Source organism: Chimaeribacter californicus (assembly GCF_002858675.1).
Lineage (GTDB): Bacteria > Pseudomonadota > Gammaproteobacteria > Enterobacterales > Enterobacteriaceae > Chimaeribacter > Chimaeribacter californicus.
The window spans coordinates 1-25,510 of the sequence record NZ_PJZF01000006.1; the positions used below are offsets into that span (position 1 = coordinate 1).

A 25,510-nucleotide genomic window follows, 5' to 3' on the forward strand; every position below is an offset into this window, starting at 1 on the left:
TGCTTACCTCTCTCTGACCCGGCGACGTGTTGGTCGTTGTTCCCGGTCAGTGGAGGCGCATTATAGGGAGTTCCTGACAGGCTGCAACCCCTAAATTCAAAAAATTATTCAACCGACGAATGTTTAACCAAAGCGCGGTTTAAACCGGCAATTTCCTGCTTTTTATTCCTTTCCGGGGCCGGTTTTGCTCATAATCGCTAAAGTACAAGCTGTACCGTAGCCGCTATTCAGGACAACCATCATGCCGATTAATGCGCAGCAACAAGCTGCCCAGCGCAATCTTTCCTACCTTCTCGCAGAGAAAATCGCTCAACAGCTGCTGTCAGGGCATTATAAAGAAGGGAGTATCCTGCCGGGCGAAATGGAACTGGCGGGAATCTATAGCGTCAGCCGTACTGCGGTACGCGAAGCGATTAAGATCCTGGCCGCTAAAGGCATGGTCTTGCCGCGTCCGCGTATTGGCACGCGTGTTATGCAGCAAACCAACTGGAATTTTCTCGATCAGGAGTTACTGGCATGGTGGATGAACCGGGAGAACAGTAATGAAGTGATGCAGCATTTCCTTATTATGCGCACGTCATTGGAACCTCAGGCCTGCTTTCTGGCTGCTACGCAGGCCACCCCGGAACAGAAGCATCAACTCTCTCTCTATATGGGGGAGATGCGGGCGCTGGATGAAGTGTTCGATCGTGAACGGTGGATTACGGTGGACGGCCAGTTCCACCGGTTGATCTATGAAGCCAGCGCCAACCCATTCCTGACGTCATTTGCCAATTTATTCAGCTCGGTCTATCACCGGTATTTCCAAACGATAACCGGAAATGAAGTCATTAAACTGCACCACCACCACGCTATTGTCTCGGCTATCCTGGCATCGGATGGCCCGGCGGCACGTTCAGCCTGCCTGGCACTGTTGACGGATGCCGGCTGATCAGCGGGCGCTGACGGAATCACGGACACGCAATTCCGGGGTCAATACCAATATCTGGGGTTCTGCCGCAGGATTAGTCAACCGGTGTAACAGCGTATCAATCGCCAGTTCGCCCAGATCATCTTTAGGTTGATGCACAGTAGTTAACGGCGGTGTCATATATTGCGCCAGTTCAATATCGTCATACCCGATCACTGCCATATCCGCCGGAATCGTCAGGCCATGCTGATAAAGTGCCTGATACACGCCGACCGCCATCGCATCATTGCTGGTAAAGACGGCTTCCGGCGGGTGCGGCAAGGCCAGAAGTTGTGACATGGCGGTCATACCGCCCTGGAATTCGAAATCACTATAGATGATGTACTCTTCCGGTACCGGCAGGCCCGCCTGTTGCATCGCACGCTGGAAACCCGCCAGCCGCGCCCGGGCCGGGGTTTTATCCTGCGGCCCGGCGATGCAGGCGATACGCTGGTAACCCTGGCTGAGCAGGTAGCGCGTCGCCATTTCTCCGCCCAGCAGCGAGTTATCCTGAATGATGTCGTTGGCATCCCCGAAGGGTGCCCAGTCCATCATGACAATCGGCAGTGAAGGGTAGCGGCGCAGGGCGTCCTGAGAGGGAATGTGTGTTTCTGTGCACATCAGCAGTAAGCCATCAACGCGCTTTTGCAGCAGCATTTCCAGGTTACGGTTCATGCGCTCCACATCACCCTCGGTATTACAGATAATCAGGCTGTAGCCGCGTTCATAACAACTGCGCTCAACCCCCCGCACCAGCTCCGCATAAAACGGGTTGCTGCTGGCGGTCAGCAGCATACCAATAGTATGGGTCTGATTAATCTTCAGGCTACGCGCCAGAGCGGAAGGGGCATAATTCAGTGTTTCAATTGCCACCAGCACTTTTTCACGGATGCTGTCACTGACAAAACGGTTGTTATTAATGACGTGAGAGACGGTTGAGGTAGAAACGCCCGCCAGCCGGGCGACATCTTTCATTGTGGCCAAACATCACCCCTGTTGTTGTAAGAAGGCATCAATTTCATTACGCCACGGGACGGAAGGCTGGGCACCCGGCCGGGTGACGGCAATCGCTGCCGCAGCATGAGCGAAGCGTACAGCTTCAGCCATAGGTTGCTGCTCAAGCAACGCGGTTATCAGTGCGCCATTAAAGGTGTCACCGGCGGCAATGGTGTCCACGGCATCCACACGGAAGCCGGGAATACGCTGCCCTGCTCCTTTTTCACTTAACCAGACGCCACGACTGCCCAGCGTAATCAGCACGTTTGCCACGCCTTTATCATGCAACCAGGCGGCTGCGCGGGCAGCGTCGTCATCGTTACTGACAGTGATACCAGTGAGTGCCTCGGCTTCGGTTTCATTGGGCGTAATCATATCAACGCAGGCCAGTAACGCATCCGGCAGGGCACAAGCCGGAGCGGGGTTGAGCACCACGCGGGTCTGATGCGCTTTCGCCAGTTTCGCGGCTGCCATCACTGTATCAAGGGGAGATTCCAGTTGCATCAGCAGCGCCGAGGCATCGGCCACCTCTTGTTGATAGCGGGAAAGGGTGTCGGGCGTCAGGGCAGCATTGGCACCGGCATGAATACCGATCACATTCTCCCCCTCGCCGTTAACCATAATCAGCGCCACGCCGGTGGTGGTATCAGGCACAACCTCAACCGGCCGGACATCAATATTGTCAGCGGCCAGCTGCTGCCGGACACGCTCGCCAATATCATCCGCCCCAACACAGGCAATAAAGGTAATATCCGCGCCACTGCGCCCGGCCGCGACGGCCTGGTTCGCCCCTTTGCCGCCAAAGGCGACCTGATACTGGGAACCGATCACCGTTTCACCGGGACGCGGGAAATGTGCCGTATTCAGAATATGATCGGCATTGATACTGCCGAGCACCACTAGCTTGCCTTTCTTCATCGCTGTTCTTCCTGAGCCCGTCTCTGGTAAAAGCGCGCCGCCCTGGTTGCGGCGGCGCATTGTCCTGGATACCCGCAGGTTTATTGCGTAACCAGCGACAAATCAACCGGATTGATCGCCGCGACCTTTTCGCCCTTCAGCACTTTATCTGCGGTCTGCACGCCGATCACCCCGATTTGATCAGGACGCTGTGCCACGGTCGCCGCCAGTTTGCCGCCCTGAACGGCTTTAATGCCGTCAGCCGTGCCGTCGAACCCGACGATCAGCACATCACTTTTGCCGGCCGTTTGCAGGGCACGCAGCGCGCCGAGTGCCATTTCATCATTCTGTGCGAATACCGCCTGCACATCCGGGTGGGCTGTCAGCAGGTTCTGCATCACGTTCAGCCCTTTGGTGCGGTCGAAATCGGCCGGCTGGCTGGCCAGCAGGGTAAAGTGGTTCTTCTCCTGCGCCTGTTTGAAGCCTTCGCCGCGTTCACGCGCCACTGACGTCCCGGCGATGCCCTGCAATTCGATTACCTTAGCGCCATTGCCCAGTTTTTTGGCAATAAACTCCCCGGCCATTGCGCCACCGGCGCGGTTGTCAGAAGCGATATGGCTGACGACGGTGCCATGGGTCGCCACACGGTCGAGGGTAATCACCGGAATATTGGCCTGATTCGCCATTTTCACCGCATTGCCGACAGCATCGGAGTCGGTTGGGTTAATCAGCATCAGTTTAGTGCCGCGCACGGTCAGGTCTTGTACGTTGGCCAGCTCTTTCGCCGGGTTGTTTTGTGAATCCAGCACCACCAGGTTATAGCCCAGTTTATCGGCCTCTTTTTGCGCGCCCTCTTTCATGGAAACAAAGAAGGGGTTATTCAGGGTAGAGACCACCAGCGCCAGGGTATCTTTTGCCAGTGCATTCGTACTGAAGGTGGCGGTCAGCGCAACCGCAGAGACCAGCGTAGCCAATTTTTTCATCATCATGGTAAGCGTCCTTTAAAAAGGTAATCGGAAAATTATTTGCTGCTTTTGTTATCCACCAGTACCGCCAGCAGGATCACCACGGCTTTAACGATCATCTGGTAGTAAGAAGAGACGCCGAGCAGATTCAGCCCGTTATTCAGGAACCCGAGGATCAGCGCGCCAATCAGCGTGCCGACGATTCGCCCTTTGCCGCCGGCCAGGCTGGTGCCGCCCAGCACCACGGCCGCAATCGCATCCAGCTCATAACCTGTCCCTGCCGTAGGCTGTGCCGAGGAGAGGCGCGCCACTTCGATCAGGCCGGCCAGCGCGGAAAGCAGGCCGCTCAGTCCATAGACGATGATTTTGACTTTATTGACGCTGATGCCGGAAAGACGGGTCGCCGCTTCATTCCCGCCCAGCGCATAGATGTAACGCCCCAGGCGGGTGTGATGCAGCATGTACCAAGCGGCGAGAAATACTACCGCCATCAGCCAGACCGGCGTCGGGACGCCAAGCGGGCGGCCGATGCCGAGCCAGCCAAAAGTGTCTGCCACCCCGGAGAAGCCGGTATTTACCGGGCTGCCGTTGGTGTAGACCATCGTCACGCCGCGCAGCAGCAACATCATCACCAGGGTGGCGATAAATGCCTGCACCTTGCCCTTTGCCACAATCACCCCGGTACCGGCACCAATCAGTGCTCCCAGCCCCAGTGCAGCGGCTCCGGCCAGGAAGGCGTTGGTCTCCATACCCACCAGCGAGGCCGCCACCGCGCCGGTCAGCGCCAGCAGAGACCCGACAGACAAATCAATGCCGGAGGTGAGGATCACCAGCGTCATGCCCACGGCCATAATGGCGTTGACGGAGGTCTGCTGCAGGATGTTGAACAGATTATTCAGGCTGAAGAAGTTCGGGCTCATTGATGACACCACGGCGATCAGCACCGCCAGCGCAATCAGTGACTTCTGCTCCAGCCACCAGGCTTTGTTGAACCAGCGCTTGGCCGGCAATACGTGACTACTCATGAGTTAATTCCTGTGTTGCGCCATAGAGTTTGCCGACGGCGGCTGCCATCAGCACTTCCTGGGTCGCCTGTTCGCGGGTGAATTCGCCACTGATGCGCCCTTCATGCATCACCAGGATGCGATCGCTCATGCCCATCACTTCCGGCATATCGGAAGAGACAAGAATGATGCTGAGGCCATCCTGCTTAAACTGGTTGATAAGCTGGTAGATCTCTTTCTTGGCGCCGACATCAACGCCGCGGGTCGGCTCATCCAGAATCAGCACCTTTGGCCGGGTCATCAGGCCGCGGGCAATCGCCACTTTTTGCTGGTTGCCGCCGGAGAGCAGGCCGATCGGCTGTTCCATGGAGGGGGTTTTGATATTGAACAAGCGGATAAAGTCACTGACTGCCTGCTGCTCATCGGCATGGCGCAGCCGCCCGACCTCTTTGCTGAAATAGCGCAGCGCGGTCAGGGACATGTTCTCTTTAACGGACATGCCGAGCACCAGCCCGTCATGTTTGCGGTCTTCGGAGATATAGACGATGCCGTTGGCCAGCCCTTCCTGGGGGGAACGGGCCGTGACGTCACGCCCGTCGATCTCCACGGAACCGCCAACGCGGGGCAGGGCGCCATACAGCACTTTCATCAACTCGGTGCGGCCTGCCCCCATTAAACCGGAAACGCCGAGGATCTCACCGCGATGCAGGGCAAAGCTGACCCGCTCCACGCCCGGCCCACTAAGATTACGTACCCGCATGCGGCATTCGCCCTGGGGTAAGATCAGCCGGGGATATTGGTCTTCCAGTTTGCGGCCGACCATCATCTCAATCAGCGAATCTTCATCCAGCGCACTCACCGCACGCTCCGCGATAAACTGCCCGTCACGGAACACCGTAACGTCATCGCAAATGTCGAAGATCTCTTTCATCCGGTGAGAGATATACACAATGCCGCACCCCTGTGCGCGCAACTCACGGATCACGCTGAACAAGGAGGCCGTTTCGGTATCGGTCAGGGCATCGGTGGGCTCGTCCATGATGATGACGCGGGAGTCAAAGCTCAGCACCTTGGCGATTTCCACCATTTGCTGATCGCCAATCGACAGGTCCCCCACCAGCCGGTCACTGCGATGGCGCACATTGAGCCGTGCCAGCAACTTGCCGGCTTCAGCGTGCATTTTCTTCCAATCGATGCCACCGAACCGGTTTACAAACTCGCGGCCTAAAAAGATGTTTTCGGCAATGGTGAGCTGGGGGATCAGGTTAAGTTCCTGATGGATGATGCCGATCCCCGCTTCCTGCGAGGCTTTCGGCCCGGCGAATACCGTTTCTTTCCCCAGGAATTTCAGGCTGCCGGCTTCTTTCTGGTAGATGCCGGTCAGCACTTTCATCATGGTGGATTTACCCGCCCCATTCTCCCCGACCAGCGCCATCACGCGGCCGGGGTAGACCGAGAGCGCCGCACCCGACAGGGCTTTGACGCCGGGGAAGGATTTCTCAATGCCTTTTAGTTCCAGCAACGCTTGCATAAGGGGGCCTCAGAACGTCACGCCGGCACAGAGAATGACATTGGCATACGGCGAGCACTCGCCGGTACGCACAATTGCCCGGCTCTGCGCGCTTTGGGTTTTGAATGCAGCATGAGGGATATAGCTAACCTCAATCGTGTTGCCCTGCCGCGCCTCCAGCTGTGCCAGATGTTCACACAGTTGCTGGTGAATCGCCGGGTTTTGCGCTTCCAGCTCTTCTGCCAGCAGCACGCGTTCTACCTGCATCTCCTGGGTGACCACGTTCAGCACTGCCATAAACCCCGGCACGCCGTGGGTCAGCGCCAGATCAATGCGCTGTGTGGTGGCCGGGATCGGCAGCCCGGCATCGGCAATGACGACCTGATCGGTATGCCCGAGTTTCGCAATCACATAAGAGAGTTCAGCATTCAGTAAGGCGGCTTTTTTCATGGCTAGGCTCCGTCAGCGAAACGTTTCGCTGCCAGCAGTGTAAAAAAACCGCGGAAGAAGGCAAAAGGAAAGAGAGAGAAATGTGATCGCCATCGAAACGTTTCGCTGGCAGGCCAGAAAGGCAAAGAAAAAGGGCTTCCGAAGAAGCCCTTTATTGTCAGATCTCGACCTGGGTACCGAGTTCAATCACCCGGTTCGGTGGGATCTCAAACTGATCCGGTGCCCGCAGGGCATTGCGGCTGAGCGTGACAAACAGTTTGCCGCGCAACCGGAGGTACCAGGGGCGTTTGCCCACAATCAACGATTCATGGGACATAAAGAAGGAAGTTTCCATCATCCGGCACGGCAGGCCTTCAAGGCCGCAGCGGTGGAAAATTTCCTCGACGTTAGGCGTCTCTTTAAATCCATAACTGGCGACCACACGCCAGAAGGTGGGCGAGAGCTGCTCAATGGCCACACGGCGGACGTTATGGACAAACGGCGCATCTTCCGTACGCAGGGTCAGCAACACCACACGCTCATGCAACACCTTGTTGTGCTTGAGGTTGTGCAGCATGGCAAACGGGATGACATTCGTGGCGCGCGACATATAGACCGCGGTGCCCGGTACCCGTACCGGCGGCGATTTCTCCAGTGAGGCGATCATCGCGTCCAGGGAATTGCCGTGCTCATGCATACGGCGCAGCAGGCGGAACCGCTCGCTTTTCCAGGTCGTCATAATCACGAACATCACCAGCCCCAGCATCAGCGGCAACCAACCACCGGAGAAGAGTTTGGTTGCGTTGGCAGCAAACATCGGCACATCAATTATCAGCAATACCACCATCAGCGCGCCTACCAACACCACGTTCCAGTGCCAGTTTTTCAGCGCTACGGTGCAGGAGAGGATACTGGTCAGCACCATGGTGCCGGTTACCGCAATACCATATGCTGCGGCCAGGTTACTGGAGTGCTCAAAGCTGACGATCACGATCACCACCGCCACGTAGAGCGTCCAGTTAATCACCGGGATATAGATCTGCCCGGACTCCATTTCTGAGGTGTGAATAATGCGCATCGGCGGCAGATACCCCAGGCGCACCGCCTGGCGCGTCAGGGAGAATACGCCGGAGATCACCGCCTGCGAGGCGATAACCGTGGCCAGCGTCGCCAGGAGCATCAGCGGAATCAGCGCCCAGTCAGGTGCCAGCAGGAAGAACGGGTTCTTAATCGCTTCCGGGTTCTTCAGCAGCAGGGCGCCCTGGCCGAAGTAATTCAGTACCAGCGAGGGCAAGACCACACTGAACCATGCCAGACGAATCGGGAATTTCCCGAAGTGGCCCATATCGGCATACAGCGCCTCTACCCCGGTAATCGACAGCACCACCGCACCCAGCGCAAAGAACGAGGCGGCTTTGTGGGCCACAAAGAAGTTAATCGCCCAGGCGGGGTTCAGTGCCTGCAACACTTGTGGGTTATCCATAATGCTGCGCCCCCCCAGCACCGCCAGCGCCAGGAACCAGACCAGCATCACCGGGGCGAACAGTTTACTGACGCTGCCGGTGCCGTGCTTCTGGATCATAAACAACAGCGTCAGCACGGCAATCGAACAGGGGACAATATAAGGGTCAAGCGACGGCGCCGCGATCTCCAGCCCCTCAATCGCAGACAACACCGACACGGCCGGCGTAATCACCACTTCGCCATAGAAGAAGCTGCCGCCAATCAACCCGAGGATCACCAGCACCGCCGTGGTACGGGCAGAGGTATTACGCCCCGCCAGTGACATCAATGTCAAAATCCCGCCTTCCCCGGCGTTATCAGCCCGCATGACATACGAAAGATATTTCAGGGAAACAATCAGGATCAGCATCCAGAAAATCAGGGAGAGAAACCCAAATACCACGTCGGGCTGAACGTCAAAACCATAATGGCCGGAAAAACACTCTCTTAAGGTATAGAGAGGGCTGGTACCAATATCACCGTAGACAACCCCGATAGCGGCCAGGGTCATGGCTGACAATGACTGTTTATGCTCTGTGCTCATAACTCGTTTCTTTTGCTGGAACATCCATAAGCGACGCGTACGCTGATGCCGTTACGCCCACCCAAAACCGCACAGTATGCATGATTTAACATGATTGCCTATCCTTAAATGCCCGCCCACGACCGCGTGCCGGGATTTACTGATGATAGAAAATTACCGGGAATCAACAAGCTAACGCAGCAAAAAATAAGTGTGGATTATTCTTATACCGCAAACCAGAATGCGTTAACTGAAAGAAAACGAAGAGTAATCATGGTGAACGCAACAGGATTGGCTGACCGTATCGCACGGCTCAGCAATGCACTTGAGAGTGGTCTGTATGAACGCCAGGATGCCATCCGGCTCTGTCTGCTGGCGGCGCTGTGTGGTGAAAGTGTTTTCCTGCTCGGGCCGCCGGGCATCGCGAAAAGCCTGATCGCCCGCCGGCTCAAATATGCGTTCCGCCATGCCCGGGCCTTTGAATACCTGATGACCCGCTTCTCCACACCGGAGGAGGTCTTTGGGCCGCTCTCTATTCAGGCACTGAAAGATGAAGGGCGTTACCAGCGCCTGACGCGCGGCTACCTGCCGGAGGCGGAAATCGTCTTTCTGGATGAGATCTGGAAAGCCGGGCCGGCAATTCTGAATACCCTGCTGACCGCCATCAACGAGCGTCGTTTCCGTAATGGCGAAGATGAAGCCGCCATCCCACTGCGGCTGCTGGTCACCGCCTCTAACGAATTGCCGGAAGCGGACAGCAGCCTCGAAGCGCTGTATGACCGGATGTTGATCCGCCTGTGGCTGGACAAGGTACAGGAAAAGCAAAATTTCCGTGCCCTGCTGACCCACCGCTCCGGTGAAAATGAGAACCCGGTACCGGAGAGCCTCAGCATCACCGACGAGGAATTCCACCAATGGCAGCGTGACATCAACGCGGTGACTCTGCCGGACGCTTGTTTCGAATTGATTTTCCAGCTGCGTGAGCAACTGGGCGCGCAGGAAAATGCCCCTTATGTCTCTGACCGCCGCTGGAAGAAGGCGCTGCGCCTGTTGCAGGCCAGTGCCTTCTTCAGCGGCCGCTCCGTTATTTCGCCGGTGGATCTGATTCTGCTCAAAGATTGCCTGTGGCACGATCTCAATACCTATACGCTGTTCCAGCAGCAGCTTGAACAGTTGCTGACTACTCAGGCGTATCAGCAGCAAACGCTGATCCTGCAGGTTCACCAACTTCACCAGCAATGGCTGCGTGAACAGCAGAAACTCAGCGACAGCCAGGCGATCAAGGTCAGCAAAAAGGCAGCCATGTTCAGCCGGTCACCCCATTACGAACTGGCGCTGGAAAACAGCGAGAAAACGCTGATGCTGCTGCTGCATACACCATTGCACCTGCACGACATTCAGGTCACACACCTGCTGATGGAGCGTACTGAGCTGGATACCTGGCTCCAAAAAGGCGGCCAGGCACGCGCAAAACTTAACGGGATCGGTTTTGCCCAGTATGTGGAACTGGAAGTGGATGAAAAACTCCAGCTGTCAGTGCTGGACGTCAGCCGCCAGCGGTCGGTGCTCTCCCTTCCGGGGGAACAGCAGCAGACCACAGTGCCGCCCGAGATCATGGCGCAGCTTGACACCCTGGCGGAAAAATTGGCCCAACAGCGCCGCCTTTTCGCCTCGCATCAGCCCTGCCTGTTTGTGCCTGCGGTCTGGCTGGCTAAAATTGAAGCCAGCCTGATGCAGGTCGCTGAGCAGATAAAACAGCAGCAGCAGACCTTCCGCGGTAAATAGATCATGATGAGTCTGCATACGCTGGATATGCTGCTGGCCATCAATCAGGGCGATTTGATTGAGGAGATCATCATCAGCTTACTGGCGACGCCGCAGCTGGTGGTGTTTTTTGAGAAATTCCCCCGGCTGAAGCGCGCCCTGCTGAAAGATCTTCCTGCCTGGAAACAGACGTTATCCAGGCGTATTAATGAATCGATGGTTCCCCCGGCGCTGGCGAAAGAGTTCTACTTTTATCAGCGCAGCATGACCGAAAGCCCCGCCACCTTTTACCAGCACCTGCCCGGCATCGTGCGGGATCTTAACGCCATGGATTCCCCCTTCGCCCCAGAAGCACAAACGCTGGTGGAGAGTACCGGGCTCAGCCACCCACCCGGCGACAGCCTGCAGACCCTGTTTATCCAGCGCTGGCGCCTGAGCCTGACCTTGCAGGCGATCACCTTGCATCATCAGTTGCTGGAGCAGGAACGCGAACAGTTGCTGGCCGATCTCCAGCAGCGGCTGGCAATGAGCGGCGCACTGGCCCCGATGCTGGCAGAAAATGACAGCGCCGCCGGGCGCCTTTGGGATATGAGCCGCGGTGAACTCTATGCCGGTAATTACCGGCAATTGCTGGATTATGGAGCATTCCTGCAACAGCAACCGGAACTGAACCGGCTGGCGGAACAGCTGGGGCGCAGCCAGGCGGCAAAAAGCATTCCACAGGATAATGCGGCAATGGAGCCTTACCGTACATTAGTACGCGAGCCGGCTACCGTGCCGGAGCAGGTCAGCGGTATTCATCAAAGTGATGACATCTTAAGGTTGCTGCCTACTGAGCTGGCCATGCTGGGGCTAAGTGAGCTGGAGTTTGAGTTTTACCGGCGGTTACTGGAAAAACAGCTGATGACCTACCGGTTGCAGGGGGACGCCTGGCATGAACGGATCATGATGCGCCCGGTCACCCACCATCAGCAGGAGGAGCAGCCGCGCGGGCCCTTTATTGTCTGTGTGGATACCTCAGGTTCAATGGGCGGCTTCAATGAACAGTGCGCCAAAGCCTTTTGCCTGGCCCTGTTACGGATTGCGCTGGCAGACAAACGCCGCTGCTTCATTATGCTGTTTACCACCGAGATCGTGCAGTACGAGTTAACCGCCGGCAGCGGGATCGAGCAGGCGATCCGTTTCCTTAGCCAGCATTTCCGCGGCGGTACCGATCTGGCGGCCTGCCTGTCGGCAACGCTGAAAAAAATGGAGGATCGCGCCTGGTTTGATGCCGATGCCGTGGTCATTTCCGATTTTATCGCCCAGCGGCTGCCCGATCCGGTGGTGGAGCAGATCCGCCAGCACCGCCAGATCCATCAGCAACGTTTCCATGCCGTGGCGATGTCAGCCTATGGCAAGCCGGGGATCATGCGCATCTTCGACCACATCTGGCGCTTTGATACCGGGCTGAAAAGCCGGCTGCTGCGCCGTATACGCCGTTAACGCCCACCGGCTCCCCTTTCTCAGCCAATACCCCTGGTTCCGCCGCAGGAGATCCTCTATCTTCTGGGCATTGCATGTCCCGACGCTGAGGTGGAAAAAGTGACAGAAGTTTATCAGATCGATGATCTTGATCGCGGCATCCTGAATGCCCTGATGGAGAACGCGCGTACCGCCTACGCAGAACTGGCCAAGGTGTTTAACGTCAGCCCCGGTACCATCCATGTGCGGGTAGAGAAGATGAAGCAGGCCGGCATTATTACCGGTGCCTGCGTGCAGGTGAACCCCAAACAACTTGGGTATGATGTCTGCTGCTTTATCGGCATCATCCTGAAAAGTGCCAAAGATTATCCTTCTGCCCTGAAAAAACTCGAGAGCCTGGAAGAGGTGGTCGAAGCCTATTACACCACCGGGCACTACAGCATCTTTATTAAGGTGATGTGCCGATCCATTGATGCCCTGCAACAGGTACTTATCAACAAGATCCAGACCATTGATGAAATCCAGTCAACCGAGACGTTAATCTCCTTGCAAAACCCCATCATGCGGGCGATCTCACCCTGATCGTAAAAAAGCCATACCCATATTGTCCACAGGTAGATCCCAGCTGATTCACAGCGTACAATACGCCCTCTTTATATCAGGTGGGATCATTATGGCTGACATTACCTTGATCAGCGGCAGTACGCTTGGCAGTGCCGAGTATGTGGCTGAACATGTGGCTGAAAAACTGGAAGAGGCGGGTTTTTCAACGGAAACCCTGCACGGCGCAGAGCTTGATGAGCTGAGCCCTGACGGGATCTGGCTGCTTGTCACCTCAACACACGGTGCTGGGGAACTGCCTGATAACCTGCAACCCTTGCTGGACGCGATCGACGCCCAGCAGCCGGATCTCTCCCAGGTCCGTTTTGGTGCCATTGGGCTTGGCAGCAGCGAATACGATACCTTCTGTGGCGCGATCAAAACGATCGAGGCTGCATTGATCGCTCAAGGGGCTAAAAAGATCGGTGATCGCCTTGAGATCGACGTGACCCAACATGAGATCCCGGAAGACCCCGCCGAAGAATGGGTGAAAAACTGGATTAATTTACTCAAATAAGGTCAAAGATCGCGCGATCAGTTGTGGATAACTACCCTTTAAAGCTGGGTAAAACCGGTAGTTATCCCTATAACAACCTTGGCACCCGTCGAGGCCTGTGTATAAAGTGCCGATCTGATCCCAGCTTATACGCCACAGGATCACCGATCATTCACAGCTAATGATCCGTGATAATACCTTGGATCAAATAGAGAATTCAGGGTTATACACAGAGGATCGCGATCCTAATAAGAGATCTAATAAAGAGATCTTTAAATAAAAAGATCTTCTTTTAATTACCTGCGATCCTAAGCTGCTTGGTTGCACGGCTAAACTTCAGTAGAATCCCCCACCCCAGGGCAAACCACGATCATTCGCATAACCGCGAGGTGCAGTACCATGTTTTATCCAGACCATTTTGACGTCATCATTATCGGCGGAGGCCATGCCGGTACCGAGGCTGCCATGGCGGCTGCCCGGATGGGACGTCAAACCCTATTATTAACGCATAACATTGATACGCTTGGACAAATGTCCTGTAACCCGGCGATCGGTGGCATCGGAAAAGGACATCTGGTTAAAGAAGTGGACGCCCTCGGCGGGTTAATGGCCACGGCCATCGACCATGCGGGGATTCAGTTTAGGATACTAAACGCGAGCAAAGGGCCGGCCGTGCGGGCGACCCGTGCCCAGGCTGACCGGGTGCTCTACCGCCAGGCTGTCCGTACTGCACTGGAGAACCAGCCGAACCTGATGATCTTCCAGCAGGCGGTTGACGATCTGATCGTGGAAAACGATCGGGTCGTGGGTGCAGTGACCCAGATGGGCCTCAAATTCCGCGCCAAAGCCGTGGTGCTGACCGTGGGGACCTTCCTTGATGGGAAGATCCACATTGGCCTTGAAAACTTCAGTGGGGGCCGCGCAGGCGATCCTCCGGCGATCTCGTTGTCACGCCGTTTGCGTGAGTTACCGCTGCGGGTAAATCGTCTGAAAACCGGCACACCGCCAAGGATCGACGCACGCACCATCGATTTCAGCGTGCTGGATGAACAGCATGGCGATAACCCGGCACCGGTGTTCTCGTTCATGGGCAATGCGTCACAGCACCCGCGGCAGATCCCGTGCTACATCACACATACCAACGAGCAGACCCATGAGGTGATCCGCCAGAACCTGGATCGCAGTCCGATGTACGCCGGGATCATCGAAGGGATTGGCCCGCGTTATTGTCCGTCGATCGAAGACAAAGTAATGCGCTTTGCCGATCGTAACGCGCATCAGATCTTCCTTGAACCTGAAGGGCTGACCAGTAACGAAATTTATCCAAACGGCATCTCTACCAGCCTGCCGTTTGACGTCCAGATGCAGATTGTCCGTTCCATGCGCGGCATGGAAAATGCGCGCATTGTGCGTCCGGGTTATGCGATCGAGTACGATTTCTTCGATCCGCGCGATCTGAAACCCACACTGGAAAGCAAATTCATCCAGGGCCTGTTCTTTGCCGGGCAGATCAACGGCACCACCGGCTACGAAGAAGCAGCAGCCCAGGGGCTGCTGGCAGGCCTGAATGCCGGGCGTTACGCCAATGAGGACGAAGGCTGGTCACCGCGCCGCGATCAGGCTTACCTGGGCGTGCTGGTTGACGACCTCAGCACGCTGGGCACCAAAGAACCGTACCGCATGTTTACCTCACGGGCGGAGTACCGCCTGATGCTGCGTGAAGACAATGCCGATCTGCGCCTGACCGAAAAAGGGCGTGAGCTTGGCCTGGTGGATGATCTGCGCTGGGCGCGCTACTGTGAGAAGGTTGAACAGATTGAGCAGGAGCGCCAGCGTCTGCGCAGCCTGTGGGTTCACCCGCATTCGGAACAGGTGGAACAGGTCAATGCCCTGCTGAAAGCGCCGCTTTCACGTGAGGCCAGCGGTGAAGAACTGCTGCGTCGCCCGGAGATGACCTACCAGCAGATGATCGGGATGCCGATGTTCGCGCCGGGGCTGAGCGATCCGCAATCGGCGGAGCAGGTGGAGATCCAGGTCAAGTACGAAGGCTATATCGCCCGCCAGCAGGATGAGATCAATAAGCAGCAGCGCAATGAAAATACCGTGCTGCCTGTGGATCTGGACTACCATCAGGTGTCCGGCCTGTCGAATGAGGTGATCGCCAAACTCAACGATCACAAGCCCAGCTCAATCGGCCAGGCATCACGCATTTCAGGCGTGACACCGGCTGCTATCTCTATTTTGCTGATCTGGCTGAAAAAACAGGGCCTGCTGCGTCGCAGCGCCTGAGCCTTATCACCGGAGCCGTCAGCCTGCGGGCTGGCGGCTTCTCTCTCGCTTTACGTTCCCTGAATAATGATTAACCACAGCAGTCATGCTGTGCCAAAGGAATTTCCTGTGCTGCAAAAACTCGACGCGTTGCTTAACCAGGCCGGCATTGTGTTGCCCGATCAGCAGAAGCACCAACTGCTGGCTTACGTGGGGATGCTGGATAAATGGAACAAAGCCTATAATCTGACCTCAGTGCGCGATCCGCGCCAGATGCTGGTACGCCACATTCTTGACAGTATTGTGGTTAACCCTCACCTGCAGGGCAGCCGTTTTATTGATGTGGGCACCGGGCCGGGGTTACCCGGCATTCCATTGGCCATTGTCCGCCCTGATGCACATTTCACCCTGCTGGACAGCCTGGGCAAACGCGTCCGCTTTTTACGGCAGGTACAGCATGAGTTAGGGCTTACTAACATTACGCCGGTACAGAGCCGTGTTGAGGAATTCTCCGCTGAGCCGCCGTTTGACGGCGTCATCAGCCGTGCGTTTGCCTCCTTGCAGGACATGGTCTCCTGGTGCCGCCATCTGCCGGAGCCGGCCCAGGGGCGCTTCTACGCCCTGAAAGGGGTGCGCCCTGATGATGAACTTGCCACATTGCCGGAGAGGGTAGGGGTGGAGCAGGTGGTGAAACTGACGGTTCCTGAACTTGACGGTGAACGTCATCTGGTGATTTTGAAAGTGCAGTGATTTTAAAAGCGTAGGATTTTGCGCTTTATCAAAAAAGGATAAATCATCTGGCCGTTTCGGACGTTAACATAAGCCTGCTAATTATATGGGGCCAATATGCGCAACGGTTACCAATATTTCACAGAGTTGTAGCATGGTTATTTGAATCACTGCGTAAAAACCTGAAAATAGGTCGACGTGGTAATGAGATTCATTCTCAAACAAATATATTAAATGTAATATTTTTGTTGCTTATTTTCGGGGTAAAATGTCAAAAAAAGGTTTGAATTAAGTGTTCGTCTTCTTTTTGACACCAAACAATTTAGCAGATTGATTTTTATAAGGTTTAAAAATCAATCTGCTGCTCCATCCGCGCTGAGCGTGCATTTGCCGGAGCGGGCACAACTATTTTGTGTGATCTTGTGCACACTTATATGAATGGTAGTGGAATAATCAGACAATTATTATCTTGTCATTTCAGGGATAGTTTCCTTAGGAAAATAGCCCTACAGAATTAAATTTAAATAATTGTTCACCTTTTCGCTACTTATCGATTGAATTCGCTTGAGTGAACCGTATAATTTGCTCGGTTTTTGCTGCTTGACTCGGTCGTACAAAGGCAGTTTTATACGACACTCAGCATACCTCCACTGAGTTACGGAGAGAACAAACGTCATGTCTGCATCCCTTTACAGCGGGAAGGTTGCCGGAAAACTGCTGTCAGTGCAGTTATTGACCTTTGTTCTGCTCAGTGCCGTCTTTGGGCTCAAAGGCCTGGAATGGAGTGTTTCTGCTTTAGCCGGCGGGTTTGCCGCCTGGTTACCGAATGCACTGTTTATGCTGTTTGCGTGGCGTCACCAGGCAAATACGCCGCTCTCTGGCCGAGTCGCCTGGTCGTTCGCCATCGGAGAAGCGTTGAAGGTTGTCATCACCATTGCGTTGGTGGTAATCGCCCTGGGTGTGCTTAAGGCGGTGTTCATCCCGCTCGGCATAACCTATCTATCGGTGTTGCTCACGCAGATACTGGCACCAGCCGTGATTAACAGTTACCGCGCCTAGCGGTTTTTGTATCTAACTACAAAAGGGTAAGAGGCATCATGTCTGCATCTGGAGAAATCTCTACTCCTCAAGAGTATATCGGTCACCATCTGACTCAGCTGCAGGTGGGGACGGGATTCTGGTCGATAAACATCGATTCGATGTTTTTCTCCGTGGTCCTCGGTCTGCTCTTTCTGGTTATTTTCCGTAAAGTAGCAAAAAACGCCACCAGTGGCGTCCCTGGCAAACTGCAAACAGCCGTTGAGCTGGTTGTCGGGTTTGTCGACAGCAGTGTCCGTGATATGTATCACGGCAAGAGCAAAGTGATTGCACCGCTCGCGCTCACCGTTTTCGTCTGGGTTTTCCTGATGAACATGATGGACCTGCTGCCTATCGACCTGCTGCCTTATCTCGGTGAACATGTCCTCGGGCTTCCTGCCCTGCGTGTGGTGCCTACCGCTGATGTGAACATCACATTGTCGATGGCATTGGGCGTATTCATTCTGATTCTGTTCTACAGCATCAAAATGAAAGGGGTTGGCGGCTTCGTTAAAGAATTGACGATGCAGCCGTTCAACCATCCGGTATTCATTCCAATCAACCTGATCTTGGAAGGTGTCAGCCTGCTGTCCAAACCTGTTTCTCTGGGTCTGCGACTGTTCGGCAACATGTATGCGGGTGAGTTGATCTTCATCCTGATTGCCGGTTTGCTGCCGTGGTGGTCACAGTGGGTTCTGAGTGTGCCGTGGGCCATTTTCCACATCCTGATCATTACGCTGCAAGCCTTTATTTTCATGGTTCTGACGATTGTTTATCTGTCGATGGCGTCTGAAGAACACTGATTTTCTTTCAACACTACTGCGTTTAACTGAAACAAACTGGAGACTGTCATGGAAAACCTGAGTATGGATCTGCTGTACATGGCTGCCGCTGTGATGATGGGCCTGGCGGCAATCGGTGCTGCGATCGGTATCGGCATCCTGGGTGGTAAATTCTTGGAAGGCGCTGCACGTCAGCCTGACCTGATTCCTCTGCTGCGTACACAATTCTTCATCGTTATGGGCCTGGTTGACGCCATCCCGATGATCGCTGTTGGTCTGGGCCTGTACGTGATGTTTGCGGTCGCGTAGTAGAGATTTTTCTCTACAGTGGATCACATCAAACTATTAACTTTGAAAGAGGCATTGTGCTGTGAATCTTAACGCAACAATCCTCGGCCAGGCCATCGCGTTCGTCCTGTTTGTCTGGTTCTGCATGAAGTATGTATGGCCGCCAATTATGGCTGCCATCGAGAAGCGTCAGAAAGAAATTGCTGACGGTCTTGCTTCAGCAGAACGTGCCAAAAAAGATCTGGACCTCGCGCAAGCCGATGCGACCGACCAGCTGAAAAAAGCCAAGGCCGAAGCCCAGGTGATCATTGAGCAAGCCAACAAGCGTGGCTCTCAGATTGTCGAGGACGCAAAAGCCGAAGCAGAGCAGGAACGTAACAAAATCGTGGCGCAAGCACAGGCTGAGATCGAAGCCGAACGTAAACGCGCTCGTGAAGAGTTGCGTAAGCAAGTCGCTGTACTGGCAATTGCTGGCGCCGAGAAGATCATTGAACGTTCCGTGGATGAAGCTGCTAACAGCGACATCGTTGATAAACTGGTCGCTGAACTGTAAGGAGGGAGGGGCCGATGTCTGAATTTGTCACGGTAGCTCGCCCCTACGCCAAAGCAGCATTTGACTTTGCCGTTGAGCACCAATGCATCGACCGCTGGCAGCAGATGCTGGCGTTTACCGCTGAAGTGACGCGCAACGAACAGATTAAAGCCTTGCTTTCCGGTGCTGTTGCACCGGAAACCATGTCTGCAACGTTCATTGCCGTATGTGGTGATCAACTCGACCAAGCCGGCCAGAACCTGATTAAGGTGATGGCTGAGAACAACCGTTTATCCGTCCTTCCTGAAGTGTTAGAGCAGTTCATTGCACTGCGCGCCTCCCTCGAGGCCACGGTCGAAGTCGAAGTGATTTCCGCCACCACACTGAATGATGCCCAGCTGGTAAAAATTACCGCTGCGATGGAAAAACGTCTGTCACGCAAAGTTAAGCTGAATTGCAAAATTGATAAGTCTGTAATGGCCGGCGTAGTAATCCGCGCAGGCGATATGGTGATTGACGGCAGCGTACGCGGTCGTTTGGATCGCCTGGCAGACGTCTTGCAGTCTTAAGGGGACTGGAGCATGCAACTGAATTCCACCGAAATCAGCGAACTGATCAAGCAGCGCATTGCTCAGTTCAATGTAGTGAGCGAAGCTCACAATGAAGGTACTATCGTTTCCGTCAGTGACGGGATTATCCGCGTACACGGCCTGGCCGATGTCATGCAGGGTGAGATGATCGCCCTGCCCGGCAACCGTTACGCTATCGCACTTAACCTGGAACGCGACTCTGTCGGTGCTGTGGTCATGGGTCCGTATGCGGACCTGGCTGAAGGCATGAAGGTGAAATGCACCGGCCGTATCCTGGAAGTTCCGGTTGGCCGTGGCCTGCTGGGCCGCGTAGTGAACACCCTGGGCGCACCTATCGATGGTAAAGGGCCGGTCGACAACGACGGCTTCTCCCCGGTTGAAGCTATCGCACCGGGCGTTATCGCCCGTCAATCCGTTGATCAGCCGGTTCAGACCGGTTACAAATCCGTGGATGCGATGATTCCAATCGGCCGTGGCCAGCGTGAGCTGATCATCGGCGACCGTCAGACCGGTAAAACCGCGCTGGCGATCGATGCGATCATCAACCAACGCGACTCCGGCATCAAATGTATCTACGTGGCTATCGGCCAGAAAGCGTCTACCGTGTCTAACGTGGTACGTAAACTGGAAGAGCACGGCGCACTGGCCAACACCATTGTGGTTGTGGCAACCGCGTCTGAATCCGCTGCACTGCAATACCTGGCGCCGTATGCCGGTTGTGCGATGGGCGAATACTTCCGTGACCGCGGCGAAGATGCCCTGATCGTTTACGATGACCTGTCCAAACAGGCTGTTGCTTACCGTCAGATCTCCCTGCTGCTGCGTCGTCCGCCGGGCCGTGAAGCCTATCCGGGTGACGTGTTCTACCTCCACTCCCGTTTGCTGGAGCGTGCAGCGCGTGTTAACGCTGACTACGTTGAAGCATTCACCAAAGGTGAAGTGAAAGGTAAAACCGGTTCCCTGACCGCGCTGCCGCTGATTGAAACGCAGGCGGGTGACGTTTCCGCGTTCGTTCCGACCAACGTAATCTCGATTACCGATGGTCAGATCTTCCTGGAATCCAACCTGTTTAACTCCGGTATCCGTCCTGCGGTTAACCCAGGGATCTCCGTATCCCGTGTGGGTGGTGCAGCACAGACCAAGATCATGAAAAAACTGTCCGGTGGTATCCGTACCGCACTGGCACAGTACCGTGAACTGGCTGCGTTCTCTCAGTTCGCTTCCGATCTGGATGACGCGACGCGTAAACAGCTGAGCCACGGTCAGAAAGTGACCGAGCTGCTGAAACAGAAACAATACGCGCCGATGTCCGTTGCTCAACAGGCCCTGGTGCTGTTTGCTGCTGAGCGTGGTTATCTGGAAGACGTCGAAGTGTCCAAAGTGGTGAGCTTCGAAGCTGCCCTGATGGCCTTCGCCGATCGCGAACACGGTGATCTGCTGAACCAAATCAACCAAACTGGCGGTTACAACGATGAGATTGAAAGCAAGCTGAAAGGCCTGCTGGATACCTTCAAAGCAACCCAGTCCTGGTAACGCTGAACGGTCCTGCTGTTTGAAAGAACAGCAGGCCGTCTGGCAATGAGGAGAAGCAGAGATGGCCGGCGCAAAAGAGATACGTGGTAAGATCGCAAGCGTGCAAAACACGCAGAAGATCACAAAAGCGATGGAGATGGTCGCCGCCTCCAAAATGCGTAAATCGCAGGAGCGCATGGCAGCCAGCCGTCCTTATGCAGAGACCATGCGCAACGTGATTGGTCACCTTGCGTTGGGTAATCTGGAATACAAACACCCCTACCTGGACGACCGCGATGTGAAGCGCGTTGGGTATCTGGTGGTGTCTACTGACCGTGGTCTGTGCGGCGGCTTGAACATTAACCTGTTCAAGAAACTGCTGGCAGACATGAAAGGTTGGTCCGATAAAGGCGTTCAGGCCGATCTGGCTGTGATTGGTTCGAAAGCGGCCTCTTTCTTTGGCGCCGTAGGCGGCAACGTGGTTGCCCAGGTCACCGGCATGGGGGATAAACCTTCCCTGTCTGATCTGATTGGCCCGGTGAAAGTAATGCTGCAAGCCTACGACGAAGGTCGTCTGGACAAGCTTTACATCGTCAGTAACAAGTTTATCAATACGATGTCCCAGGTTCCGCAGGTTCTTCAACTGCTGCCGCTTCCGCCTGCGGAAGATGGCGTTCTGGAGAAGAAATCCTGGGATTACCTGTATGAACCCGATCCGAAAGCGCTGCTGGATACCCTGCTGCGCCGCTATGTGGAATCACAGGTTTATCAGGGCGTCGTGGAAAACCTGGCCAGCGAGCAGGCCGCACGAATGGTCGCGATGAAAGCCGCAACCGATAACGGCGGTAGCCTGATCAAAGAGCTTCAGTTGGTATACAACAAAGCCCGTCAGGCCAGCATCACTCAAGAACTTACCGAGATCGTCTCGGGGGCCGCTGCGGTTTAAGCTAGGTTTACGAATTACGTAGAGGATTCAAGATGGCTACTGGAAAGATTATCCAGGTAATCGGCGCCGTAGTGGACGTCGAGTTCCCTCAGGATGCCGTACCAAACGTGTACGAAGCACTTGAGGTTGACAACGGCGCGTCCAAACTGGTGCTGGAAGTTCAGCAACAGCTGGGTGGCGGTGTTGTCCGTTGTATCGCAATGGGTACCTCCGACGGCCTGCGCCGCGGGTTGAAGGTTATCAACCTGGAACACCCGATCGAAGTACCGGTGGGTAAAGCAACCCTGGGCCGTATCATGAACGTATTGGGTGAACCAATCGACATGAAAGGCGACATTGGTGAAGAAGAGCGTTGGGCTATCCACCGCGCGGCACCAAGCTACGAAGAGCTGTCCAGCTCCCAGGAACTGCTGGAAACCGGCATCAAGGTTATCGACCTGATGTGTCCGTTCGCTAAGGGCGGTAAAGTCGGTCTGTTCGGTGGTGCGGGTGTAGGTAAAACCGTAAACATGATGGAGCTGATCCGTAACATCGCGATCGAGCACTCCGGTTACTCCGTGTTTGCAGGCGTGGGCGAGCGTACCCGTGAAGGTAACGACTTCTACCACGAAATGACCGACTCCAACGTTATCGACAAAGTATCCCTGGTGTATGGCCAGATGAACGAGCCGCCGGGTAACCGTCTGCGCGTTGCACTGACCGGCCTGACCATGGCTGAGAAATTCCGTGACGAAGGCCGTGACGTTCTGCTGTTCGTCGATAACATCTACCGTTACACCCTGGCCGGTACTGAAGTATCCGCACTGCTCGGCCGTATGCCGTCTGCAGTAGGTTACCAGCCGACCCTGGCGGAAGAGATGGGCGTTCTGCAGGAACGTATCACCTCAACCAAGACCGGTTCTATCACTTCCGTACAGGCCGTTTACGTCCCTGCGGATGACTTGACTGACCCGTCTCCGGCGACCACCTTCGCCCACCTGGATGCTACCGTGGTACTGAGCCGTCAAATCGCTTCTCTGGGTATCTACCCGGCGGTTGACCCACTCGACTCCACCAGCCGTCAGCTGGACCCGCTGGTTGTTGGTCAGGAACACTATGATGTGGCGCGTGGCGTGCAGTCTCTGCTGCAACGTTACCAGGAGCTGAAAGACATCATCGCGATTCTGGGTATGGACGAGCTGTCTGAAGAAGACAAGCTGGTGGTTGCCCGTTCCCGTAAGATTCAGCGCTTCCTGTCCCAGCCGTTCTTCGTGGCAGAAGTATTCACCGGTGCACCGGGCAAATACGTCTCCCTGAAAGACACTATCAGCGGCTTCAAAGGCATTATGGACGGTGATTACGACCACCTGCCGGAGCAGGCGTTCTACATGGTTGGCTCCATTGATGAAGCAGTGGAAAAAGCCAAGAAACTGTAACGCTTTGAGAGGAGGGTGACATGGCTGCAATGACTTACCATCTGGATGTCGTCAGTGCTGAAAAACGGATGTTTTCCGGTCTGGTGCAAAAAATCCAGGTGACGGGTAGCGAAGGTGAGCTGGGTATTTTCCCTGGCCATGCGCCGCTGCTCACTGCCATTAAGCCTGGCATGGTGCGTATTGTTAAACAGCACGGTGAAGAAGAGTATATCTACCTCTCCGGCGGCATCCTTGAGGTGCAACCGAGTGCGGTAACCGTTCTGGCTGACACCGCCATTCGTGGGCAGGATCTTGACGAAGCTCGCGCGCTGGAAGCTAAGCGCAAGGCGGAAGAACATATCCATAGCTCTCACGGTGACGTCGACTATGCTCAGGCATCGGCTGAACTGGCCAAAGCGATCGCGAAACTGCGCGTCATCGAGTTGACCAGAAAAGCGATGTAATTGCGTGTTCCCCGCGAGAGCGGGGATAAACCACCACCGTAATCGCGTCAATAAGAAAGCGGCCTTAGGGTCGCTTTTTTTTTACCTTTAAAAAAGCCGGGCGTTTCTTTGGCCCCGACGATAAAACCCACAGATTCCCTGAAAAAATCCCCCGCTTTCCCGGCGCTTCACGCCAAAATTCGTTATGGTGAGTAATAAGCAGGTAAGCCTTGCCCGGTGCGGCTTACGCAGCATTTTCACTGAAAAATATGTAGTATTTGGTTCAGCGAACAGGTTTACTTTTCACTTCTTAATAAGGCTATCAGATTGCTTATGTCGAACAGCTCATTGAGCGTTGTGATCCTTGCTGCCGGCAAGGGAACGCGCATGTATTCCGATCTCCCAAAAGTTCTGCACCCTTTGGCCGGCAAGCCCATGGTTCAGCATGTGATTGATGCCGCAACGCAACTGGGTGCCGCGCAGGTGCATCTGGTTTACGGCCATGGTGGTGACTTGCTGAAAGAGCGCCTGTCGCATAGCCCACTTAACTGGGTGTTACAGGCAGAACAGCTCGGCACCGGCCACGCCATGCAGCAGGCGGCCCCGCACTTTGCTGATGATGAAGATATCCTGATGCTGTACGGCGATGTGCCGTTAATCTCGGTGACCACGCTGCAACAGCTGCTGCAGGCCAAACCCGCAGGCGGCATCGGCCTGCTGACGGTGAAGCTGGACGACCCAACCGGTTACGGCCGCATCGTGCGCGAAGGTGGTGAGGTAACCGGGATCGTTGAGCAGAAAGATGCCACGCCGGAACAGCGCGCGATCACGGAAGTGAACACCGGCATTCTGGTGGCTAACGGCGGCGATCTCAAACGCTGGCTGGGCCGCCTGTCGAACAATAACGCGCAGGGCGAATACTATATCACCGACATCATCGCGCTGGCGCATGCGGAAGGCCATACCATCGCTGCCGTACACCCTGAACGGTTGAGTGAAGTGGAAGGCGTGAACAACCGCCTGCAACTCTCCCGCCTGGAGCGCATTTATCAGGCCGAACAGGCAGAGAAGTTGCTGCTGGCCGGGGTGATGCTGCTTGATCCGGCACGTTTTGACCTGCGCGGCACGCTGGAGCATGGCCGCGATGTGGTGATCGACGCCAATGTGATTATCGAAGGCCGGGTCAAGCTCGGTAACCGGGTGAAGATTGCGGCGGGCTGCGTGCTGAAAAACTGCGAAATCGGCGATGACAGCGAAATCAGCCCCTACACGGTGATTGAAGATGCCACGCTGGCGGCCGCGTGTACCGTCGGCCCGTTTGCCCGCTTGCGCCCCGGCAGTGAGCTGGCGGAGAGCGTGCATGTCGGCAACTTTGTTGAAGTGAAAAAAGCCCGCCTGGGCAAAGGCACTAAAGCCGGCCACCTCTCCTACCTGGGTGACGCCGACATCGGCAGCAACGTGAACATCGGTGCAGGCACCATCACCTGTAACTACGATGGCGCAAACAAACATAAAACGGTGATCGGGGATGATGTATTTGTCGGCTCTGATACCCAGCTGGTGGCACCGGTCAGCGTTGGTAACCGCGTCACCATCGCCGCCGGTACCACCGTCACGCGTGATGTGCCGGACAACGGCCTGCTGATCAGCCGTGTACCACAGCAGCACAAACCGGACTGGCAGCGTCCCGTGAAAAAACGTTGATTGAAAAAGCGCTGATGAAAAAGCGCTGAGAACCCTGAGTTGGGGGCGCGGCTCCCGACTCTGTTTTGCCCTGTGTTCTGCCGCGAGCACAGGGCAAAACATAATAACCCCGCACTCTACAAGGCTCGGGGACCCCGGAAACACC

At 55.4% G+C, this 25,510-nt stretch carries 24 protein-coding genes; 17 read left to right on the plus strand and 7 right to left on the minus strand.

Annotated features, from left to right (window positions below; genetic code table 11):
* The first annotated feature begins 241 nt into the window (after window positions 1-241).
* On the plus strand, window positions 242-931 hold the full coding sequence (locus CYR55_RS08920; protein ID WP_101815799.1) for a FadR/GntR family transcriptional regulator: 690 nt from the start codon (window positions 242-244) through the stop codon (window positions 929-931).
* Here CYR55_RS08920 and rbsR read toward each other — a convergent pair whose 3' ends face one another.
* The 7 genes from rbsR to kup all read right to left on the minus strand — a co-directional run bounded on the left by rbsR (window position 932) and on the right by kup (window position 8,797).
* Window positions 932-1,933 carry a ribose operon transcriptional repressor RbsR gene (gene rbsR / locus CYR55_RS08925; RefSeq protein WP_101815800.1) on the minus strand — a complete coding sequence of 334 codons (1,002 nt, stop codon included), beginning with the start codon at window positions 1,931-1,933 and terminating at the stop codon, window positions 932-934. It lies immediately after the preceding gene.
* A gap of 3 nt (window positions 1,934-1,936) precedes the next feature.
* Window positions 1,937-2,863 carry a ribokinase gene (gene rbsK, locus CYR55_RS08930; protein ID WP_101815801.1) on the minus strand — a complete coding sequence of 309 codons (927 nt, stop codon included), beginning with the start codon at window positions 2,861-2,863 and terminating at the stop codon, window positions 1,937-1,939.
* Between the two features lie 80 nt (window positions 2,864-2,943).
* Entirely contained in the window at window positions 2,944-3,831 is an 888-nt protein-coding gene (gene rbsB / locus CYR55_RS08935; protein ID WP_101815802.1) for a ribose ABC transporter substrate-binding protein RbsB, read from the minus strand.
* A 32-nt stretch (window positions 3,832-3,863) separates the two neighbouring features.
* Window positions 3,864-4,832: a ribose ABC transporter permease gene (gene rbsC, locus CYR55_RS08940; protein ID WP_101815803.1), complete on the minus strand. Its 969-nt coding sequence runs from the start codon at window positions 4,830-4,832 to the stop codon at window positions 3,864-3,866.
* On the minus strand, window positions 4,825-6,342 hold the full coding sequence (rbsA, locus tag CYR55_RS08945; protein WP_101815804.1) for a ribose ABC transporter ATP-binding protein RbsA: 1,518 nt from the start codon (window positions 6,340-6,342) through the stop codon (window positions 4,825-4,827). The genes rbsC and rbsA overlap by 8 nt, the downstream gene beginning before the upstream one ends.
* A 9-nt stretch (window positions 6,343-6,351) precedes the next feature.
* A complete protein-coding gene (gene rbsD, locus CYR55_RS08950) occupies window positions 6,352-6,771 on the minus strand; it encodes a D-ribose pyranase (RefSeq protein ID WP_101815805.1) in 420 nt (139 codons plus the stop codon).
* A 157-nt stretch (window positions 6,772-6,928) separates the two neighbouring features.
* Window positions 6,929-8,797: a low affinity potassium transporter Kup gene (kup, locus tag CYR55_RS08955; protein ID WP_101815806.1), complete on the minus strand. Its 1,869-nt coding sequence runs from the start codon at window positions 8,795-8,797 to the stop codon at window positions 6,929-6,931.
* Between the two features lie 252 nt (window positions 8,798-9,049).
* Between kup and ravA the strand changes: the two genes are divergently transcribed.
* The 16 genes from ravA (at window position 9,050) to glmU (ending at window position 25,365) form a co-directional block, all read left to right on the plus strand.
* On the plus strand, window positions 9,050-10,561 hold the full coding sequence (gene ravA / locus CYR55_RS08960; protein ID WP_101815807.1) for an ATPase RavA: 1,512 nt from the start codon (window positions 9,050-9,052) through the stop codon (window positions 10,559-10,561).
* A gap of 3 nt (window positions 10,562-10,564) precedes the next feature.
* Complete coding sequence (gene viaA / locus CYR55_RS08965) at window positions 10,565-12,025, plus strand: ATPase RavA stimulator ViaA (protein WP_101815808.1); 1,461 nt, start codon at window positions 10,565-10,567, stop codon at window positions 12,023-12,025.
* Between the two features lie 99 nt (window positions 12,026-12,124).
* The gene (gene asnC / locus CYR55_RS08970) at window positions 12,125-12,586 is read left to right on the plus strand and encodes a transcriptional regulator AsnC (RefSeq protein ID WP_101815959.1); all 462 of its coding nucleotides are present in this window, start codon (window positions 12,125-12,127) and stop codon (window positions 12,584-12,586) included.
* A gap of 91 nt (window positions 12,587-12,677) precedes the next feature.
* Window positions 12,678-13,121, plus strand: a complete 444-nt coding sequence (mioC, locus tag CYR55_RS08975; protein WP_101815809.1) for an FMN-binding protein MioC — start codon at window positions 12,678-12,680, stop codon at window positions 13,119-13,121.
* Between the two features lie 378 nt (window positions 13,122-13,499).
* Window positions 13,500-15,389 (plus strand): tRNA uridine-5-carboxymethylaminomethyl(34) synthesis enzyme MnmG, encoded by a 1,890-nt coding sequence (gene mnmG / locus CYR55_RS08980; RefSeq protein WP_101815810.1) that lies wholly within the window; start codon window positions 13,500-13,502, stop codon window positions 15,387-15,389.
* Window positions 15,390-15,497: 108 nt separating this feature from the next.
* On the plus strand, window positions 15,498-16,118 hold the full coding sequence (gene rsmG, locus CYR55_RS08985) for a 16S rRNA (guanine(527)-N(7))-methyltransferase RsmG (RefSeq protein WP_101815811.1): 621 nt from the start codon (window positions 15,498-15,500) through the stop codon (window positions 16,116-16,118).
* 654 nt (window positions 16,119-16,772) lie between these two features.
* Window positions 16,773-17,156, plus strand: a complete 384-nt coding sequence (gene atpI, locus CYR55_RS08990; RefSeq protein ID WP_101815812.1) for a F0F1 ATP synthase subunit I — start codon at window positions 16,773-16,775, stop codon at window positions 17,154-17,156.
* Between the two features lie 38 nt (window positions 17,157-17,194).
* Window positions 17,195-17,977, plus strand: coding sequence for a F0F1 ATP synthase subunit A (atpB, locus tag CYR55_RS08995; protein WP_072927856.1), 783 nt, complete (start codon window positions 17,195-17,197; stop codon window positions 17,975-17,977).
* 48 nt (window positions 17,978-18,025) lie between these two features.
* Window positions 18,026-18,265 (plus strand): F0F1 ATP synthase subunit C, encoded by a 240-nt coding sequence (gene atpE, locus CYR55_RS09000; RefSeq protein ID WP_004093904.1) that lies wholly within the window; start codon window positions 18,026-18,028, stop codon window positions 18,263-18,265.
* Between the two features lie 61 nt (window positions 18,266-18,326).
* Entirely contained in the window at window positions 18,327-18,797 is a 471-nt protein-coding gene (gene atpF / locus CYR55_RS09005; protein ID WP_072927854.1) for a F0F1 ATP synthase subunit B, read from the plus strand.
* 14 nt (window positions 18,798-18,811) lie between these two features.
* Window positions 18,812-19,345, plus strand: coding sequence for a F0F1 ATP synthase subunit delta (gene atpH, locus CYR55_RS09010; protein ID WP_072927853.1), 534 nt, complete (start codon window positions 18,812-18,814; stop codon window positions 19,343-19,345).
* A gap of 12 nt (window positions 19,346-19,357) precedes the next feature.
* Entirely contained in the window at window positions 19,358-20,899 is a 1,542-nt protein-coding gene (atpA, locus tag CYR55_RS09015) for a F0F1 ATP synthase subunit alpha (protein WP_101815813.1), read from the plus strand.
* A gap of 61 nt (window positions 20,900-20,960) precedes the next feature.
* On the plus strand, window positions 20,961-21,824 hold the full coding sequence (gene atpG / locus CYR55_RS09020; RefSeq protein ID WP_101815814.1) for a F0F1 ATP synthase subunit gamma: 864 nt from the start codon (window positions 20,961-20,963) through the stop codon (window positions 21,822-21,824).
* 32 nt (window positions 21,825-21,856) lie between these two features.
* Entirely contained in the window at window positions 21,857-23,239 is a 1,383-nt protein-coding gene (gene atpD, locus CYR55_RS09025; protein WP_101815815.1) for a F0F1 ATP synthase subunit beta, read from the plus strand.
* A gap of 20 nt (window positions 23,240-23,259) precedes the next feature.
* On the plus strand, window positions 23,260-23,682 hold the full coding sequence (locus CYR55_RS09030; protein ID WP_101815816.1) for a F0F1 ATP synthase subunit epsilon: 423 nt from the start codon (window positions 23,260-23,262) through the stop codon (window positions 23,680-23,682).
* A gap of 312 nt (window positions 23,683-23,994) precedes the next feature.
* Window positions 23,995-25,365 (plus strand): bifunctional UDP-N-acetylglucosamine diphosphorylase/glucosamine-1-phosphate N-acetyltransferase GlmU, encoded by a 1,371-nt coding sequence (gene glmU / locus CYR55_RS09035; RefSeq protein ID WP_101815817.1) that lies wholly within the window; start codon window positions 23,995-23,997, stop codon window positions 25,363-25,365.
* Window positions 25,366-25,510: the final 145 nt, after the last annotated feature.

Excerpts from the sequence above, each read along its gene's own strand:
- CYR55_RS08920 (WP_101815799.1), top strand. The coding sequence starts at position 242 with ATGCCGATTAATGCGCAGCAACAAGCTGCCCAGCGCAATCTTTCCTAC.
- rbsK (WP_101815801.1), bottom strand. The coding sequence starts at position 2,863 with ATGAAGAAAGGCAAGCTAGTGGTGCTCGGCAGTATCAATGCCGATCAT.
- rbsB (WP_101815802.1), bottom strand. The coding sequence starts at position 3,831 with ATGATGATGAAAAAATTGGCTACGCTGGTCTCTGCGGTTGCGCTGACC.
- rbsC (WP_101815803.1), bottom strand. The coding sequence starts at position 4,832 with ATGAGTAGTCACGTATTGCCGGCCAAGCGCTGGTTCAACAAAGCCTGG.
- rbsA (WP_101815804.1), bottom strand. The coding sequence starts at position 6,342 with ATGCAAGCGTTGCTGGAACTAAAAGGCATTGAGAAATCCTTCCCCGGC.
- rbsD (WP_101815805.1), bottom strand. The coding sequence starts at position 6,771 with ATGAAAAAAGCCGCCTTACTGAATGCTGAACTCTCTTATGTGATTGCG.
- kup (WP_101815806.1), bottom strand. The coding sequence starts at position 8,797 with ATGAGCACAGAGCATAAACAGTCATTGTCAGCCATGACCCTGGCCGCT.
- ravA (WP_101815807.1), top strand. The coding sequence starts at position 9,050 with ATGGTGAACGCAACAGGATTGGCTGACCGTATCGCACGGCTCAGCAAT.
- viaA (WP_101815808.1), top strand. The coding sequence starts at position 10,565 with ATGATGAGTCTGCATACGCTGGATATGCTGCTGGCCATCAATCAGGGC.
- mioC (WP_101815809.1), top strand. The coding sequence starts at position 12,678 with ATGGCTGACATTACCTTGATCAGCGGCAGTACGCTTGGCAGTGCCGAG.
- mnmG (WP_101815810.1), top strand. The coding sequence starts at position 13,500 with ATGTTTTATCCAGACCATTTTGACGTCATCATTATCGGCGGAGGCCAT.
- atpI (WP_101815812.1), top strand. The coding sequence starts at position 16,773 with ATGTCTGCATCCCTTTACAGCGGGAAGGTTGCCGGAAAACTGCTGTCA.
- atpB (WP_072927856.1), top strand. The coding sequence starts at position 17,195 with ATGTCTGCATCTGGAGAAATCTCTACTCCTCAAGAGTATATCGGTCAC.
- atpE (WP_004093904.1), top strand. The coding sequence starts at position 18,026 with ATGGAAAACCTGAGTATGGATCTGCTGTACATGGCTGCCGCTGTGATG.
- atpH (WP_072927853.1), top strand. The coding sequence starts at position 18,812 with ATGTCTGAATTTGTCACGGTAGCTCGCCCCTACGCCAAAGCAGCATTT.
- atpA (WP_101815813.1), top strand. The coding sequence starts at position 19,358 with ATGCAACTGAATTCCACCGAAATCAGCGAACTGATCAAGCAGCGCATT.
- atpG (WP_101815814.1), top strand. The coding sequence starts at position 20,961 with ATGGCCGGCGCAAAAGAGATACGTGGTAAGATCGCAAGCGTGCAAAAC.
- atpD (WP_101815815.1), top strand. The coding sequence starts at position 21,857 with ATGGCTACTGGAAAGATTATCCAGGTAATCGGCGCCGTAGTGGACGTC.
- CYR55_RS09030 (WP_101815816.1), top strand. The coding sequence starts at position 23,260 with ATGGCTGCAATGACTTACCATCTGGATGTCGTCAGTGCTGAAAAACGG.
- glmU (WP_101815817.1), top strand. The coding sequence starts at position 23,995 with ATGTCGAACAGCTCATTGAGCGTTGTGATCCTTGCTGCCGGCAAGGGA.